Source organism: Pseudomonas chlororaphis (assembly GCA_001023535.1).
Lineage (GTDB): Bacteria > Pseudomonadota > Gammaproteobacteria > Pseudomonadales > Pseudomonadaceae > Aquipseudomonas > Aquipseudomonas chlororaphis_E.
The window spans coordinates 4,890,428-4,907,542 of the sequence record CP011020.1; the positions used below are offsets into that span (position 1 = coordinate 4,890,428).

At 58.4% G+C, this 17,115-nt stretch carries 17 protein-coding genes; 2 read left to right on the forward strand and 15 right to left on the reverse strand.

Features of this window, described 5'->3' with window-relative positions; translation table 11 throughout:
- The first annotated feature begins 53 nt into the window (after positions 1–53).
- Positions 54–689, forward strand: coding sequence for an amino acid transporter (locus VM99_21400; GenBank protein AKK00504.1), 636 nt, complete (start codon positions 54–56; stop codon positions 687–689).
- A gap of 38 nt (positions 690–727) precedes the next feature.
- On the opposite strand, the gene VM99_21405 is transcribed toward VM99_21400, so the two are convergent.
- The 13 genes from VM99_21405 to VM99_21465 form a co-directional block, all read right to left on the reverse strand.
- Positions 728–2,617: a chemotaxis protein gene (locus VM99_21405; protein ID AKK01817.1), complete on the reverse strand. Its 1,890-nt coding sequence runs from the start codon at positions 2,615–2,617 to the stop codon at positions 728–730.
- 144 nt (positions 2,618–2,761) lie between these two features.
- Positions 2,762–3,523, reverse strand: coding sequence for an amino acid transporter (locus VM99_21410; GenBank protein AKK00505.1), 762 nt, complete (start codon positions 3,521–3,523; stop codon positions 2,762–2,764).
- A 46-nt stretch (positions 3,524–3,569) separates the two neighbouring features.
- Positions 3,570–4,280: an amino acid ABC transporter permease gene (locus VM99_21415; protein AKK00506.1), complete on the reverse strand. Its 711-nt coding sequence runs from the start codon at positions 4,278–4,280 to the stop codon at positions 3,570–3,572.
- A complete protein-coding gene (locus VM99_21420) occupies positions 4,277–5,005 on the reverse strand; it encodes an amino acid ABC transporter permease (protein ID AKK00507.1) in 729 nt (242 codons plus the stop codon). Before VM99_21420 ends, VM99_21415 begins: the two co-directional genes overlap by 4 nt.
- A gap of 52 nt (positions 5,006–5,057) precedes the next feature.
- The gene (locus tag VM99_21425; protein AKK00508.1) at positions 5,058–5,840 is read right to left on the reverse strand and encodes an ABC transporter substrate-binding protein; all 783 of its coding nucleotides are present in this window, start codon (positions 5,838–5,840) and stop codon (positions 5,058–5,060) included.
- Positions 5,841–6,014: 174 nt separating this feature from the next.
- Positions 6,015–6,332 carry a multidrug transporter gene (locus VM99_21430; GenBank protein AKK00509.1) on the reverse strand — a complete coding sequence of 106 codons (318 nt, stop codon included), beginning with the start codon at positions 6,330–6,332 and terminating at the stop codon, positions 6,015–6,017.
- Between the two features lie 140 nt (positions 6,333–6,472).
- Positions 6,473–7,675, reverse strand: coding sequence for a cystathionine gamma-lyase (locus VM99_21435; GenBank protein AKK00510.1), 1,203 nt, complete (start codon positions 7,673–7,675; stop codon positions 6,473–6,475).
- 48 nt (positions 7,676–7,723) lie between these two features.
- On the reverse strand, positions 7,724–9,142 hold the full coding sequence (locus VM99_21440; protein ID AKK00511.1) for an aldehyde dehydrogenase: 1,419 nt from the start codon (positions 9,140–9,142) through the stop codon (positions 7,724–7,726).
- Positions 9,139–10,194, reverse strand: coding sequence for a homoserine dehydrogenase (locus VM99_21445; protein ID AKK00512.1), 1,056 nt, complete (start codon positions 10,192–10,194; stop codon positions 9,139–9,141). Before VM99_21445 ends, VM99_21440 begins: the two co-directional genes overlap by 4 nt.
- A gap of 117 nt (positions 10,195–10,311) precedes the next feature.
- Positions 10,312–10,749: an AsnC family transcriptional regulator gene (locus tag VM99_21450; protein AKK00513.1), complete on the reverse strand. Its 438-nt coding sequence runs from the start codon at positions 10,747–10,749 to the stop codon at positions 10,312–10,314.
- 14 nt (positions 10,750–10,763) lie between these two features.
- Entirely contained in the window at positions 10,764–12,137 is a 1,374-nt protein-coding gene (locus tag VM99_21455; GenBank protein AKK00514.1) for a threonine synthase, read from the reverse strand.
- A 220-nt stretch (positions 12,138–12,357) separates the two neighbouring features.
- Positions 12,358–13,251: a dihydrodipicolinate synthase gene (locus VM99_21460; protein ID AKK01818.1), complete on the reverse strand. Its 894-nt coding sequence runs from the start codon at positions 13,249–13,251 to the stop codon at positions 12,358–12,360.
- A gap of 15 nt (positions 13,252–13,266) precedes the next feature.
- Complete coding sequence (locus tag VM99_21465) at positions 13,267–13,962, reverse strand: hypothetical protein (protein AKK00515.1); 696 nt, start codon at positions 13,960–13,962, stop codon at positions 13,267–13,269.
- A gap of 159 nt (positions 13,963–14,121) precedes the next feature.
- On the opposite strand from VM99_21465, the gene VM99_21470 reads away from it, so the two are divergent.
- The gene (locus VM99_21470; protein ID AKK00516.1) at positions 14,122–14,724 is read left to right on the forward strand and encodes an XRE family transcriptional regulator; all 603 of its coding nucleotides are present in this window, start codon (positions 14,122–14,124) and stop codon (positions 14,722–14,724) included.
- Positions 14,725–15,763: 1,039 nt separating this feature from the next.
- Here the strand turns inward: VM99_21470 and VM99_21475 are convergent.
- Together VM99_21475 and VM99_21480 are read right to left on the reverse strand one after the other, a co-directional pair.
- Complete coding sequence (locus VM99_21475) at positions 15,764–16,714, reverse strand: cation transporter (GenBank protein ID AKK00517.1); 951 nt, start codon at positions 16,712–16,714, stop codon at positions 15,764–15,766.
- An 8-nt stretch (positions 16,715–16,722) separates the two neighbouring features.
- A complete protein-coding gene (locus VM99_21480; GenBank protein AKK00518.1) occupies positions 16,723–16,998 on the reverse strand; it encodes a transcriptional regulator in 276 nt (91 codons plus the stop codon).
- Between the last annotated feature and the right edge of the window lie 117 nt (positions 16,999–17,115).

Here is a 17,115-nt window from a genome sequence, read left to right on the forward strand (position 1 = left end):
GTTCAGCGTCCGAACACTTAAGCTGTCTGGCAGACAACGTTCAAGGAATGCACATGTCAGTTGATTTCCACCACCTGCTGCTCGTCTTCACTGCCTACATTGTCGGTGCGGCCAGCCCCGGTCCGAGCAATATGCGGATCATGGGGGTGGCCATGCATCAGGGCCGGCAGCCGGCGCTGATGCTCGCCGCCGGGGTCATCAGTGGTTCTTTTTTCTGGGGATCGATGGCCGCTACCGGCGTGTCGGCCATCCTGACCCAGTTCGCGCAGGCACTCTTCGCGCTCAAGCTGATCGGTGGGCTTTACCTGCTGTTTCTTGCCGTCAAGGCTGGGCGCTCTGCCCTGACGCCCGATGAGCGGCTGGAAAAGGAATTGGCGGCCGCACCAGCGGTGTCGGGTTTCGATCTCTATCGGCGCGGCTTGCTGATGCACCTGACCAACCCGAAGGCCTTGCTGGGTTGGATGGCGACAATGACGCTGGGACTGGGGCCGCAGTCCACGCCTGAAACGGTGGTGATCATCCTGGCGGGCTGTGCCGTGCTGAGCATCACCATTTTCTGTGGCTATGCGGTCGTTTTCTCCACGGCACCGATGATTCGGGGCTATCGCCGGGCACGTCGCTGGATCGAAGGCACGCTTGGACTGGTGTTTGGCGCGGCAGGCCTGAAATTGTTGTTTTCTCGCCCGTGATTCAAGGCCAGCCCTCGCGGCTGGCCATGGTTTTTGACCTACGTTCGAAAGCCGTCCACCCACTGCTTGAGCCGCGTGGCTTGTCGCTCAAGGTCGTCACACGCCTGCAGCGTGGCCTGGAGGTTTTGCACGCCTTCCTCGTTGAGGGTCTTGATCTGGGTGATGTCCACGTTCAACGAATCAATGACCGACGTCTGTTCCTCCGTTGCAGCCGCCACCGACTGATTGATCCCGTCGATTTGGCCAATGCCATCCGTCACGCTGCTCAACCGCTCGCCAGCCTGGTAGGCGATCATCACGCCATCCTTACTGTAGCGCTCGCTTTCGCTCATGGTCTGAACCGCTGCACGTGCGCCTACCTGAAGCTCTTCGATCATCGTATGGATTTCCTGGGCTGACGTCTGGGTGCGATAGGCCAGGCTGCGCACTTCGTCCGCTACCACGGCAAAACCACGCCCCGCCTCGCCCGCCCGCGCCGCCTCAATCGCGGCATTGAGCGCCAGCAGGTTGGTCTGTTCGGAAATGCCTTTGATGACTTCAAGGATCCGTCCGATGTTCTCCGTCTTGCCATTCAGCGCTTCTATATTGCTGCACGACAGGCGGATCTTTCCGGACAACTCGTCCATGGCATGGATCGTCCGGGTCACGATCTGTCGCCCGCCTTCAGCCTGAACACGGGCATCCGACGCCTGGTGAGACGCAATCCCCGCATTGCGTGCAATTTCCTGGGCGGCCGCCCCCAGCTCGTTTATCGCCGCCGCGATGCTGTGGGTGCGATTGGCCTGTTCGTCCGAGTTCGCCATGGAAGCGCTGGAGGTCTGCATCACGCGCCTGGCCACCTCATTGACATGTGTGGTGGCAGAAGAGACTTCTCGTATCGAGTGCTGGATACGCTCCACGAATAGATTGAAGTCGCCGGCCAGGGTTCCGAACTCATCCTTGGAGTGCACATCCAGTCGACGGGTAAGGTCGCCCTCCCCCTGGGCGATATCCCGCATGGCTTTGCCCATCAGCCTCAAGGGCTGCATCAGCACGCGAATCAGGATGCCCAGCAGGAGCAGCGTGAGTGCCACGGCGATGACCATGGCCAGAATCGCCGAGGCGCGAAAATCGCCCAGCGCCTCATAGGCTTTGTCCTTGTCGATGGACAAGCCGACGTACCAGTTCACCGAAGGCAACCCCTTGATCGCCGAAAACATCAGGATCCGAGGTTTTCCTTCCTGTTCTGTCTCACTGATGTGCGTACTGAGTGTCGGCGTCTTCTGGGGATAGATATCGCTCAGCTGTTTCATCACCTGACCCTTGTCCGGGTGAACCAATACCTTGCCATCAGCGTTGACCAGGAAGGCATAGCCGATGCCGCCTAGATCGAGTGAGCTGACGATGTTGGCCATGGTTTCGAGCGTCAGGTCGCCGCCTACCACCCCAAGCGCCTGACCGCCATGGCTGACCGGCGTGGCGATGGTCATCATCAGTTGCCCCGTCGTTACATCCAGGTAGGGCTCGGTCAAGGTGGTTCCCCCGGCAGCCATCGCGTCGATGTACCAGGGACGCGTGCGCGGGTCGTAGTCAGCGGGCAAATCGTCCTTGGGGCGAATGGCGAAACCGCCGTCGCGACGGCCCAGATAAGTGAAGGTGAATGTCGACAGCAATGATTTCTGCTCCAGCAGCCGTGTGACGCTCTCCGGTGCGGGATCGTTGGCTAGCGTCTGGGCAACATGATCAACCAGCAGTAGGCGCCCCGAAAGCCAGGCCTGCACGCTAGCGGCGGTGATCTGGCTCATTTCTTCCAAGTGGTTTTCCAGGTTCGTGCGGATGGTTCTGCGCTGGATCGAGTCGTTGTACAGCGTAAAGAGGGAAAATGCCGCGACCACCACGAGCGATGCCGCAAGCAAGACCTTATGACTGAACTTCAGGTTGGCAATCATCATGTTGTATCCGAAGGCCGAGAGTGTTGTCGTTGTTATTCGGTGCCCAAGATGCGTCGATGAGTGCTTGATGACGGCCACACCGTGGTAGGCCGTCAGCCTCTCGAATGCCCGCAGACTCGTATGCCTAAGGTTTTTAGCGTTTCACTTCAACCCATTGGACAAGAATTGCTGCAGGCGCTCGCTTCGAGGGTTATCCAGGATTTCAGGCCCGCCCTGCTCTTCCACGAGCCCCTGGTGGAGAAACAGCAACTGGTTGGAGACCTTTCGCGCAAAGCCCATTTCATGGGTCACCATGATCATCGTCCGGCCCTCTTCAGCCAGCCCCTGGATGACTTTCAACACCTCGCCCACGACCTCGGGGTCGAGTGCCGATGTGGGCTCGTCGAACAACATGACCTCAGGTTCCATGGCGAGGGCCCGGGCGATCGCCACCCGTTGTTGCTGCCCTCCGGAAAGAAATGCCGGGAACTGATCGGCGACCCGGGCCGGCAGTCCGACTTTCTCCAGGTACCGGCGGGCCCGCTCTTGCGCGTCTTTCTTGCTGACCCCCAGCACCCGCCGCGGGGCAATGGTGATGTTGTCCAGCACGGTCATGTGCCCCCACAGGTTGAAATGCTGGAACACCATGGCCAGGCGCGTGCGCAGTTGTTGCAGTTCGCGATCGTCCTGCACCTGCAAGCCCGCCGGGCCCTTGATCATGCGGATCGGCTTGCCGTCCAGGCTCATGGTTCCGTCATTGGGGGTTTCGAGAAAGTTGATACAGCGCAGGAACGTGCTCTTTCCCGAACCACTGGCGCCGATCAAGCTGATGACATCACCCGTCTTGGCTTGCAGGGAAACGCCCTTGAGCACTTCATGGTTACCGTAGTGTTTGTACAGACCTTCAACCGTCAATTTGTACATGTTCGCAATCATCCTCTAACGCGGATTGGGATTGGCCCTATCGGGCTCAGTGAGTCGGCCCTAAAAAAGCCAGCCAATGACGTTCGGCCATTCTGAACACGCCAACCAATGCAAAAGTCACCGCCAGGTAAATCGCTGCAGCCATCCCAAACGATTGAAAGGTCAGGAAAGTCGCCGAGTTTGCATCACGGGCGACTTTGAGAATGTCTGGCACCGTTGCGGTGAAGGCCACGGTTGTCGAATGAAGCATCAGGATCACTTCGTTGCTGTAGTACGGCAGTGAACGACGCAAGGCGCACGGCATGATCACGAATGCATAGAGTTTCCAACCTGAGAGGCCATACGCTTTTGCCGCTTCAATTTCTCCATGGGGGATGTTGCGAATGGCGCCGGCGAATATCTCCGTGGTGTAGGCGCAGGTGTTAAGGGCGAAGGCCAGAATGGTGCAGTTCATCGCGTCACGGAAAAACGCGTCCAGCAGTGGCTGGGACCGTATGGCCGCCAGGCTATAGACCCCGGTGTAGCAGATCAGCAGTTGGATATAGAGCGGCGTCCCCCTGAACAGGTAGGTGTAGAACTGCACCGGCCAACGTACGTAGAACCTGGGCGATACACGAGCGATGGACAGAGGGATCGAGGCGATAAAGCCAATGAGCAATGAAGCGCTGAGCAGCCACAATGTCATGGCCAGGCCGGTCACCTGCTGGCCATCGCTGTAGACGAAAGGCTTCCAGTACTCTTGCAGTAACTCGATCATCGTACCGCCTCCCGTGAACCCGCCGCGTAGTGCCTTTCGAGAATGCGCAGGATGACATTGGAAACGCTGGTGATGACCAGGTACGTGAGGGCGGCCAGCACCAGGAAAAAGAACAGCTGATAAGTACTCTTTCCCGCATCCTGGGCCGCTTTCACCAAGTCAGCCAGGCCGATGATCGAGACCAGTGCTGTGGCTTTAAGGATCACCATCCAGTTATTGCCAAGTCCCGGTAGGGCGAACCGCATCATTTGCGGGAACACTACGAAGCGAAAGCGCTGCGCACGACTCAAGCCATAGGCTGTCGCCGCTTCGACCTGCCCACGGGGTACCGCCAGCATGGCACCGCGAAAAGTTTCGGTGAAATAAGCGCCGTAGATAAACCCGAGGGTGATGATCCCGGCGACAAAGGGATTGATTTCGATGTACTCCCAATCCAGCGCCCCTGTGATGACGGTCAGCCAGGTTTGCAGGCTGTAGAAAATCAGCAGCATCAGGACCAGGTCCGGGACCCCACGGATCAGTGTGGTGTAGAGCTGCGCCGGCAAACGCAGCAGCTTGAGGCCGGAAAGCTTGGCGCCGGCCCCCATCAGCCCGAGCAATACGCTGAGCGCCAAGGAAGACAGGGACAACTTGACGGTCATCCAGGCGCCGTCCAGCAGCAAGGGGCCGAACCCCTGCAAACTGAATGCGGAGAGCCCGAGTGCGCCTAACAGTGTTTCGAACATGATCAACAACCTATCGCGAGGAACGCCCATCCGGCGGACGGGCGCCGGGTGGTTATTTGCCGCTGTAAAGATTCAGGTCGCCAAAATGCTGCTTTTGGATCGAATCGTAGGTGCCGTCTTCATGCAGGGCCTGGATCGCCTTGTCCAGCATGGCCTTGAGTGCTGAGTTGCCTTTGACGATGCCGATAGCCGTCTTGGATGGCAGGTAAGGGCTCTCCACGGGCGGGCTCATTTCGTAATCGGCGCCCTGGGGCGAGTTGATAAAGCCCAACTGTGCTTGCAGCGTATCCTGCAGGGAGGCGTCCAGCCGTCCTGCTACCAGGTCGTAATACACCTGGTCCTGATTTTGATAGGACTGGATTTTTACGCCTGCCTTGTCCAGCACAGCCTTGGCGTAGGCTTCCTGGATGCTGCCTTGAAAGTAGCCCACCCGCTTGCCTTTGAGTGACGCGACGTCCGCGCTCAGCCCTGAACCTTTCTTGAACACATAGGACGTGAACCCGGAGAACAGTTCGCTGGAAAAATCGATGGCTTTTTCCCGGGTGGGTGTCACGGTCATGGAAGACAGGATGCCGTCGAACTTGCCGGCCCTGAGACCTGGAATCAAACCATCAAAATCGCTTTCCACCCAGATGCACTTGACTGAGAGCTTTGCGCAGATCGCGTTACCCAAGTCAATATCGAAGCCTTTAAGGCTGCCATCAGCAGCCTTGGACTCAAACGGCGCGTAGTTGGCATCCACGCCGAAACGCAGGGTGGAGTATTCTTTGGCCGAAGCGCTGCCTGCACACACAGCCAGGCATATCAACAAAGAAAGTTTCTTTAGCGAGATCATACGTAATTCCCTAGATATTGTAGTTGGATTAAGGGCAGTGAACAGCGGACAACCTGACAGCGAGCAGCACATTGTTAGTAGGGCACTTCAGTGCTTCAATTCAAACGTTACCTGACTGCGACGACTTTACGAATATGGCAAAGTGAACGTAATTACGAGCAAAATGCTCGCGTTTCAGGCAGACACCAGTTTCATCAACAACAGCCCGCCGACGATCAGGACTGCCGCCAGGATCCGTAGCAGCGTGACGGGCTCCCCCATGAAAAAGATGCCCGCAGCGAAGGCGCCGACCGCACCGATACCGGTCCAGATCATGTAAGCGGTGCCCAGCGGCAAGCTCTTCATCGAAAACGACAGCAGCGCGAAACTGGTGATGACCGTGATGAATGTGATGACCGAGGGAACTAACCGCGTAAACCCCTCGGATTGTTTCATCGAAAAAGCCCAGACCACTTCCAATAAACCGGCAATGAACAAACTGACCCAAGCCATGAATAATTCCCAAGCCAATGGCAAACCCCGTCGTTCGCTTGAGCGACAACTACTAGGCTGACCTTGTTAAAAAGACCCCCGCGAGCACGGGGGTAAAAGACGGGTTGACCAAACCCTGTTACATGCCAACAGTCGTTACATCACTTGAACGTTGCGTCCAACGCGAATGTGATGTCCTTGATCAAGTCTTCTGGATCTTCCAGGCCCACCGAAAAACGCAAGTGACCATACTTGCGAAACTCCTCGGGATACTTGTCAAAGCCGCCCCGCCCTTCTGCCCCCACATGCACGATCAGCGATTCGTCATGTCCCAGTGAAACGGCCGAGGTGATAATGCGCAGGTTCGAAACAAAGCGGTTCTGGGTGTCAGGGTCGCCCTCTACCGCAAAAGCCATTACCGCCCCATAGCCCTTGCCCTCGAATTGCCGGCGTGCCAACTCGTGTTGCGGGTGGGACGGCAAGCCTGGGTAGTAGACGTAGGCAATCCGATCATCGTTGTCCAGGAATTGAGCCAGCTTTTCGGCGGTGCTCAACAGTTGCTTGAGGCGCAATGGCAACGTGACGGAGCCGCGCATGATCATCCAGGCATTGAACGGCGAAATAGTCGCGCCCAGGTCAACCAACGCATCATTCTTAATCTTGTTGATCAACTGATGGGAGCCGATCACTACCCCACCCATGGCATCGCCATGGCCGTTGATGTACTTGGTCAATGAATGAACGACGAAGTCGACACCGTGCTCGCTCGCCCGAAAAAATGGCGGAGGCGTGAACGTGGCGTCCACCGAGATGAGTGCGCCGTGCGCATGGGCAATGTCGGCCAATGCCGCAATGTCCGCCACCTTGGTGGTGGGATTGGCGATGGTTTCAGTATGGATCAACCGGGTGTTGGGCCGAATGGCCCCACGAACCGATTCCAGGTCACCGACATCCACGAACGTTGCTTCAATGCCGTAGCGCTCAGGCAGAAGCTCGGCGAAAAGCTTCCAGACCGCCTGGTAGGTAATGTCACTGACAATCACATGATCGCCACTTTTCAAGAACGAGAAAAACACCGAGTGCAACGCCGCGACACCGGTGGCGAACACCACGGCGTTTTCACAGCCCTCAAGGGCGGCCAGTTTTTTCTCCAGGCAGACCTGGTTGTGGCCTTGGTTGCGGGTGTACACGAGACCATCGGGGCTCGACCAGTCCATGGTCGCCGGGTCCTCCGGCAACAGGTAGGAGTTGGCCATGACCAATGGCGTGCGGACCGCGCCGCTGGTGGCATCGGCGACATTCCCGCCGTGAACGGCCAATGTCGCTGCAGACAGGGTCGAGAGATTGTGCTTGTCGGGGCGCATGTCGATTCCTCTTTATTGTTGTGTGTCGTGCTCAAGCCGAAGAGCGGCCTAGCGGCCACCGGCATCGTTGATGCAAACCACCTTGGGCTGCGTCATGTCTTCATAGGCGAAACGTACGCCCTCACGGCCCATGCTGCCGTACTTGAACCCTCCAAACGGCATTGCATCGAAGCGATAGTCGGAAGAGTCATTAATCATCACGCCACCGGCTTCAAGTCGCTTGGCAGCGGTCATCGCCACATTCAGATTGCTGGTGAAAATCCCGGCATGCAGGCTGTACTCGGGTTCGTTGGCCAGCGCCAACGCCTCATCCAAAGACGCGACGCGCTGCAGGATGACCACCGGGCTGAATACCTCTTCGCACCACAACCGGCATTGGCGGTCGACGCCCTCCAGCACCGTGGGCGAGTAAAGTGAGGCCCTGCGCGTGTTGCCGAACAACAGGGTGGCACCTTGGGCAATGGCGTCATTGACCACCTCTTCGGTGCGCTTGGCAGATGCCTCGGTGATCATCGGCCCGACATCGGTTTGCTCATCGGCCGGGTTGCCCACGATCAGCTCTCGGGTCTTTTCGACGAAGCGTGTTTTGAAAGCTTCATAGAGTGGGGCCTCGATGAGGATTCGCTGGGTCCCTATGCAGTTTTGACCGGCGGCCCAGAAAGCCCCCGATACGCAAGCATCGACCGTCTCAGTCAGTGCACAATCGGCCATTACGATGACCGGTGCGTTGCCCCCGAGGTCCATGGCCAGTTTCTTCAGGCCGGCGGTACGCGAGATCTGCTCACCGGTGACAAAGCCCCCCGTGAACGACACCATGCGCACGGCGCGATGGGCGACCAAGGCCTTGGCCAGCGCGGCGCCACCGGTAGCGACCGTCACCACGACCCGCGGCAGGCCCGCGTCGACAAGGCATTCCACCAGCTTGATCGCCGATAACGGCGTGAGCTCCGACGGCTTGAGAACAACTGCATTGCCACCGGCAATGGCGGGCCCCAGTTTATGTGCGACCAGGTTCAGCGGGTCGTTGTAGGGCGTGATTGCAAGAATTACCCCCAGTGGTTCGCGAGTGAACCAGCCCTGGCGCGATTCGGAGCCGACATAAGCGTCGAAAGGTACGACTTCACCGGCATTGCGCTTGGCTTCTTCGGCTGACAGCTTCAACGTGTTGACGCAGCGCAGCACTTCTTTTCGTGCCTGTTTCAGGGTCTTGCCTGACTCCGCGACGATGAGTTGGGCAAAAGCGTCCTTGTCACGCTCGACCGCATGCGCGGCCTTTTCCAGGATGCTCGCGCGTTCATGGCGGGCAAGGTTTTTGGCCACTGAAGCACCCAGGAGAGCCGTGTCGACAATCGTAGTGGCCGAGGAGGCAGGCATGTCCGTCACTTCTCCCACGGTGCTGCCGTCGAACGGGTTGAACACCGTTATGGCCTTGTAATCAGCAGCGAGCGAAAGACTCAAGCTATTCATGATGACTTACCTGACGCTGTCTTGTGGTTGTGGATGCTCACGATATCGGCGAGCAAGGCGAAGGCGGTTTCAACACGACCGGCCCCCGCCCCCACCACCGTGACGGGACCCAGAAGGGTCGTGGCGAAGGTGATTGCGTTGGTGGCGCCACTGACTGCACTGAGCGCATCATCGGCGGGCAGTAACTGGGGGCTCACGGAAGCTGAAATCGAGCCGTCGGCCTGTTTTTCCGCGCTGCCGATCAATTTCCAACGGGCATTCACCTTGGCCGCCTCAGCGATGTTCCCGGCGGTGATCTGCGAGATGCCTTTGCACACAACATCGTTAGGCTTGAGCTGGGCGCCCAACAGTTCGTTGGCCAGGATGGCAACCTTCAGGCGCACATCGTGCCCTTCCACATCGGCTGTTGGGTCGGCTTCGGCATAACCCAGCGCCTGGGCCTGAGCGACCGCACCGCAAAAGTCCAACCCGTTTTCCATGCTGGAGAGCACGAAGTTGGACGTACCGTTGAGGATCCCCTTGAACCCAGTGATTTGCGAGCCGGCGAGTAACTCCTTGGCCAATCGGATGACCGGGGTTCCGCTCATGACAGCCCCTTCGAACTCGAACCGGGCACCGGTACTTTGAGCCAATGCTTTCAAGCTTTGCGCATGAAGCGCCACGGGGCCTTTATTCGTGGTCACGACGCTGACGCCTTTTTCCAGGGACCAGCGGCAGAACGTGGTGGCAGGCTCCCCGTCCACAGGATTGGTGAAGGTTGCCTCAGCGACAATGTCCGCACCCGAAAAGCGGATCACGGTTTCGTTTGCCGGTTCGGCGTTACCACCTGGCAACGTGGCGAAACTGCCTTTGACAGCCGGCACGGCAGCCAACGCCTGTGCATCCAGGCCGTCTTTGTCGATGATCGAACCCAGGTAAAGGTCGCTGACACCGACAACCTTCAACGTGAAGCCCAGTTCATCTGCCCAACGTGAGTTCCTATCGGCAATAAGTTGAGTCAAGGCGCGATTAACGCCACCAAAGCCAAGCAAGGCTACTTTATATTCAGTCACGACAGGGTTCTCATTGTTATGATGTGGTGCTGAAATGGTAATCCAGTGATTTAACTTTACGAATATGGCAAATAGAACGTTGTCGCGAGCAAATTGCTCGCATCACCGTGCAACTTGCTATTTGGCGCTGGACAAGACGAAAGAGGTGACGGTGTTCAAGACGCCAGGAAGTGCCGATATCTCTGCCCATACTTTGTGAATGCGATCGGCGTTGATTGCTTCGACGGTTAATACCAAGTCCCAATCACCACTCATGACATTGCAGGAAATAACTTCCGGCATGGACACTACACAGCGAACCACTTCAGCATCACGCATGCGTTCTTTACGGTAGACGAAGATGAGTGCCTTGATAGGCCCGGTATCGTTAGAAGGCATGCCTTTGACGATGGTGTACCCTCTGACATAACCATCGCGCTCCAGGCGTTCTATTCGCAACCTGACGGCGTTTCTGGATAAGTTGACCTTCATGGCAATGTCGTTATGAGACAGTCGTGCATTACGGGTCAATGCTTCCAGGATTTTTTCATCCACCTTATCTAAAACACGTTTCATCTCTGGCTCCGACGTTATAACAAGTGAGACTCCGTGTCTTTGGATAAGACCCCGACCCACTCAGCCAGCGCCCTACTGTCATTAGCGATGCAAAGGCAGTCTGGTTCAGGTGCCGACGAGCCTGCTGCATCCTCCTGGCGGCCGTGGTCCGAGGGATGGGTCGTTGCCAGGCAGATCATGGGGATGAGCAGGCTGCGCCTGCTCACCCGGGCGGCGTGCAAGCCGACAGCGGTATTGGCGCTGATCCGATACCCGTTCTGCGCAAACAACTCATGAATGCAAGTCAATGCATCGGCGTCGTCCACGGCCAGCGAATCGAACAACTTTCGTGCGCCCAACCATTCATCCTGTTCCAACTGGACCGCGCCGCTGCCCTCCAACAATTCCATGTTCCGAACGACTTTTTCTGTGCATCGATTGAGCATGCTCCATTGCAAGCGCTCAAAGTTCGAAGCCAGTGAAACATTCATGCTGGGTGTGTTGGTGGTGCGGATTTCACTGCGGCTGTAGAGGTTTGACTGCAGGAAGTGGTGCAGGCCGGCGTTGGCGTTAGTGGCAACAACCAACTGCCGTATGGGCAGCCCCATTTCCTTGGCCATATAACCGGCGTATAGCGCGCCAGAATTTGCCGTGGGTACACTGAATGCGACTTCTCGCTTAGGCGCACCGAGTTGTAGCGCGGAATAAAAATAGAACGACAGATGCGCCAGTACGCGAACCCAGTTCACAGAGTTGAACGAAATGATCGGCCGCTTTGAATCGTGACGTTGGCGGAAGAATTGTTCGCACAAGCGATGACAATCGGAGTAGTCCCCGTCAACCGCTATATTGACCACATTTTCCGCACTCGCACTCAGTAACCGACGACGATGGGCTGGGGTTATTCCTTTCAAGGGGTGCAGCACCAAGAGAGTGACACCCTTGATGCCCGAAAAAGCTTTTATAGCCGAAGCGCCCGTGTCCCCGCCTGTACAACCTAGAACCAACGCCTCCCTTGAACTCTTCAGTAACTCGTGCTGAACAAAACGCGACATTAACTGGAGCCCAAGGTCTTGATAGACACCGGCAGGGCCATGGAACAATTCCAGTACCCACTCGTTGCTTGCTGTCTGGTGCAGCGGTGCAACGGCGTTGCTTTTAAAGCCGCCAAACGTCTCTTCAAGCAGATGAGACAGTTGTCCTTGCTCAATCCAGTCCCCGACAAAGGGCGCAATCACGTGTCGAGCCAACTCATGAAAGGGCAACCATTCTAGCCGGGTGAGCGCTTCCTTTTTGAAGCGGGGTACCTTGCGCGGCACGTACAAGCCACCGTCCGGTGCGTACGAGCCCATCAGCACTTCGCTGAATTCGAATGTTCTTCCAGGCGTCCGCGTGCTGACGTATTTCATGATCCAAGACACCCTCAAGCCATCTGTGAGCTACCAGCCCGCAAGGGGGCGGCGCTCGGCTGGAATTCATTGCGGCGGTTTCTACGCCTCCTGTCCAGCTTCAGTCTACCGACTATAAAAGTCAATATACTGACCTGACAATATTCCAAGTGGTTGGGACTGCTGGCATAAGCGCTGCTGCCTCCCACCGCGAGAAGGAGGCAGGAGAACAGTGCGATGTTCAGCTCAATTCAAGCGCGTCGATCACGGCGGCAATTTGATCGCGCCCTTCCCCGGTAACAGTCCGTAGTGGCAGCGGGACACTCGGAAAGCAGGTAAGGCCGCGAAGCTCCGCCGCTGTCGCAATCACGCGAAAGCTGCCGCCAAATTGGCGGAACAACGCCCAAAGCGGCTTCAAGGCGTCAGAAAGGCGTGTAGCTTCATCGGCGTCACCTGACAACGCCGCTCGCGTGATTGCCAACGCCGTATGGGGAAACAGACCTCCCATAACGGAGTACCAGGCATCGCAGCCAGCATTCATGCCCACGGCGGCGAACACATCACCGCTGACTCCGATCGTCACATGACTTGGAATCAGCTCACGCAGGCGCTCAACGCGCGCGCAGGCCAGGTCGGGCGACTCGGGAACGCCCGGGATTTTGATCGACCCGACATTTGGCAGCGCTGCGATGCGTCCATGCAGCTCGTCGGTAAATTCGAAATGGGTGGTCCCCGGATTATCATAGACACACAGCGGGACCGAGATATTGGCCGTGACCGTTTCGTATAGCGAGAACACGTCGTCCTGAGACAGTTTCTGGTAAGAAACAGGGGGCAGCAGCAAGGCTTTGACGCCCACCTTCTGTGCCTCTTCTGCCAGCGCCAGAACCTCGCGTGTGCGCAGCGCCCCGATGCTCACCATGACCGGCACATCCTCGGCCGCCTCCACTGCCAGATGCGCAATGCGAGTGCGTTCGGCTCGAGAAAGATACGCGTAGCCTCCCGTGGATCCGAGGGCTGCGATGGTGTCGACTTTCGCCCGCGCCAGTTGTTGCACGAGCCCCATGAACGCTTTTTCGTCCACGCCCTGCTCATTCATGGGGGTCAAGGGAAACGCACCAAGGCCAGTAAACATCTTCGTCATCCTCGATTATCTGGCCCCAGGACCAATCAATGAGCTTTCGATCAGGACGCCTGGCATCATTTGCTCCAGGCCTTCGATCAACTTGTCGCCCGCTTGCGTCAAGGCTTCGAGCGGCATCGCCGGCAAACTCTCCAGAATGAACCACATGGACGTGGCGTCCGCGCCCAGACGCGTCCTGACACCTTGCCGCCAGTTCCAGCGACGGCAGGTGACGCCTTTGTCATCGCACCAGACAACCTCGCCTGCGTCTGGATACTCGAAGGCCGGTGCGCCCTCTTTCATCGTGTCGAAGGGCTCGCTGCCATCGGCGATCACCAGCCGTGGAGCGCCAACATAGGCCTCTATGTTTTCCCCGCCCACAGGGATGGCGTACTCAATACTGATGGCGTTGTAGAGATCGACGATAGGGTCCAGGCTCGGCAAGCTACCGTCGCGTAGAACCCGCTTGCGCAATGCTTCGGCGGAACACGGCGTGCGCTGCGGCTTGGCACCGAACTTTCGGAATGTGTCGGCCCAAGCATTCAGGTGGGCTTCTCCCCAGCTGGGTCCACCTGCCAGCACTGCCTTGCAGGCACGTTCCAGGGCTGCCCGGGCAACCTCGGGATGAGTCAGAGGCGCAGCTTGCACGACGATGCTCAGCGCCCTGAATTGCGGAGCCAGTTCTGCAACGGCTTGATCGATTAACGGCAGTACAGACAGCATCAAAACCTCCAGCACCTTAAATGTCAGTTCATGCTAGTCAGCGACGACCGTCGAAGTCAATATAATGACCAATATGATCCACTATAAAGGGCGGACTGATTGACGGCACCGTTGGTAAGGGCTGAGAATTCCAGCTCATTTTTCTCATGACGCTCATCAATGACCACCAATACCAGCCTGTCGACTACCCCGGGTGCTGATGCTCAAGCCGTCAGCCTGGCCGTCGCCCGCACACTCAAGCAAGCACGCAAGGCGCAAAGGATCACGCTGGATGAGCTTTCACGGCGCTCAGGCGTGAGCAAAGGCATGGTCGTCGAAATAGAGAAATGCACGGCGAACCCCAGTATCGGGATCCTCTGCAAAATCGCAGCCGCGCTGGGGCTGTCCGTAGCCGATATCGTCAATGTGACCGAAGCCCCCTCTGCCCATGTCATCGACAGCCAGGACATCCCCACCCTCTGGACCGGCGAGTTGGGTGGCACGGCGCGGCTGCTGGCGGGCACTTCCGGCCCCAACATGATCGAGCTGTGGCGCTGGGAAATGCACCCAGGCGAATCCTTCACCTCACCTGGGCACCCCCAGGGCACACTTGAACTGTTTCATGTGGAGAAGGGAACGCTGAAATGCGTGATCGGAGAAACAGAACTCATCATCCCGGCGGGGAGCTCGGCGGTGGCTAAAACCGACGTCCCTCATGCCTACTCCAACGCAGGCAAATCCAGGCTGGTGTTCACCATGTCCGTGGCGGAGATACACCAGTAGCTTGAAGAGCGCTGCACCGAGCAGGCTGGACGTCGTCCCCTTTCCCCGGCTAGGGTCCGCTGGCGATGTACACTCCCGCCCCCCCTGTCTCCACGCTGGCGACTGGGCCTCGGGTTCCTTTTGACCGACGAATTTTTACCGATCAAAGCCACCTGACCCGGCAATTCAAGCAGGCGTTCGGGATCGGCCCTGGTGCCTATCGGTCCGCCCTGTTGCGCTGATACCCCGGCCCGCTCTCCGTTAAAAAAGACTAGTTCTGACAGTTCCTGTCCTGTCCTTCGCAATCGCGTAATCGCCGCCGCCCCCATGCGGCAGCGTTGCCTGGGGATTCTTGTACAAGAAGCTCATTTTTGTAAAACCGACCAGCGGTCTTGTCAAAAAGACCCTATCTAGAGCGCCCAGTAAAAACAACGGCGCCGATGGCAGCACCAGCGATATGGTTTTCCAGGGCGAGGCCAGCACCCTGTGGCAAGCCCGATACAGCGCCGAGCCGTTCAACGGTTTTACCTTCGAAGAAGTCTCCTCGCTGGACGAGTTGATTGCCGGTGCCGGCGTCGTCGAAGGTGCGACGCCGGTCTGGGCTTTTGCTGGTCTCGGCTTGCTCGGGGTGGGCGGTACCGCGGCCGCGGCCGGCGCGGTCGCCAGTGGCGGTGGTGGCGGCAACGGCGCGACGGTCGATACGACGGCGCCTGACGCACCCACAGGGCTGGCACTGAGCAGTGACGGGTTGACGCTGAGCGGCCTGGGGGAAGCCGGGAGCCTGCTCACCATACGTGATGCACTGGGCAACCTACTGGGCACCGGGACGGTTGGCACTGATGGCCGGTTCGAGGTGGTACTGAGCAGCCCGCAGACCAATGGCCAGACCCTTGAGGTCGTCTTGACCGATGCGGCCGGCAACGTTTCGGCTCCCGGCACAGTGACCGCCAGCGACAACGCTCATCCAAAATTAATTTGCAAAAACTATTATTGGATCCAAAGTGAACAGACAGATGGCGAGCGGCAATGCCAAGGCAACGCCGCTCAAGACCTGACGGGGCTAGTTCTCCACCGCCCGGTACTCCACCGTAAGATGAGTCACTTCATGTACCGCGCTCAACGCCGCCCGTACATCCTCCGCGGAAAACGCTCGCGGGCCCTGCACACTGACGATGGCGGCACGCGCTTGCGGCCCCACCTGCCACACGTGCAGGTCGGTGATCTGGAGTCGGCCGGCTTGATCAAGCAGCGCGCGGATTTCTTCGGCGACGTGCTCATCCGTCTTGTCCAGCAACACCGCCGCGGTGTCTTTCATCAGCGACCACGCCCAGCGGGCAATGACCAGTGCCCCGACAATGCCCATGAGCGGGTCGAGCCATACCCAGCCCAGAAACCGGCCGGCCAGCAGCGCCACGATGGCCATGACCGACGTGACCGCGTCGGCGAGCACGTGGACATAGGCGGAGCGCAGGTTGTTGTCCTGGCCATGGCCATGGGCGTGACCGTGTCCGTGATGAGCATGGGCATGGGCATGGGCATGGGCATGGGAATGACCGTGGTCATGCCCGCCTCCACCCAGCAGCAAGGCACTGACGATGTTCACGATCAGCCCGATGACCGCGATCAGGATCGCCATCGTGAACTGCACCTGGGACGGCTCGAAAAGCCGAATCACCGATTCGACCCCGATGCCCAACGAGATCAAGCCGAGGATCAACGCCGAGGCGAACCCTCCCAGGTCACCCACCTTGCCGGTGCCGAAACTGTAGGCAGGGCTCTGCGAATGCTTGCGGGCGAATGCATAGGCGGCCGCCGCGATGCCCAGCGCGCCGGCATGGGTTGCCATGTGGAAACCATCAGCCAGGAGCGCCATCGAGCCGGTGATGTAGCCGGCGGCAATCTCCCCTACCATCATCACCACCGTGAGTGTCACCACCCACAAGGTGCGCTTGGCATTGGCATCGTGGGCGGCCCCCAGGAAATTGTGGCTATGAACGGAATGAGTGCTCAATGCAGTGCTCACTTTGAATACCGGTGGATGGCTTCGAGCAGTTCTTCTACGCCTTGTGCCCGCTCCTGATCGGTCAGGCCTGGCTTGGCGACATGCTCCCGGGCATGGTCCTCGATGATTTCGTCGAGCAAACCGTTCATTGCACCCCGCGTCGCCGCGACCAGATGCAATGTCTTGGCGCAGTCGGCGTCACCCTCCAGTGCACGCTCGATCGCCTGCACCTGCCCGGCGATACGCTTCACACGCTTGAGTAGCTGTTCTTTGCCTGCTTTTGTATGCGCCATAGCATCCCCCCCTACCCTATATTGGCAGTGAGCATAGCACGGCAGGACTTCCCAACGACAAGGGCTCCTCAGGGGCCCTGTCTGCTTGAACCAGGATCGCTCGGGCCTGTTGCCGTG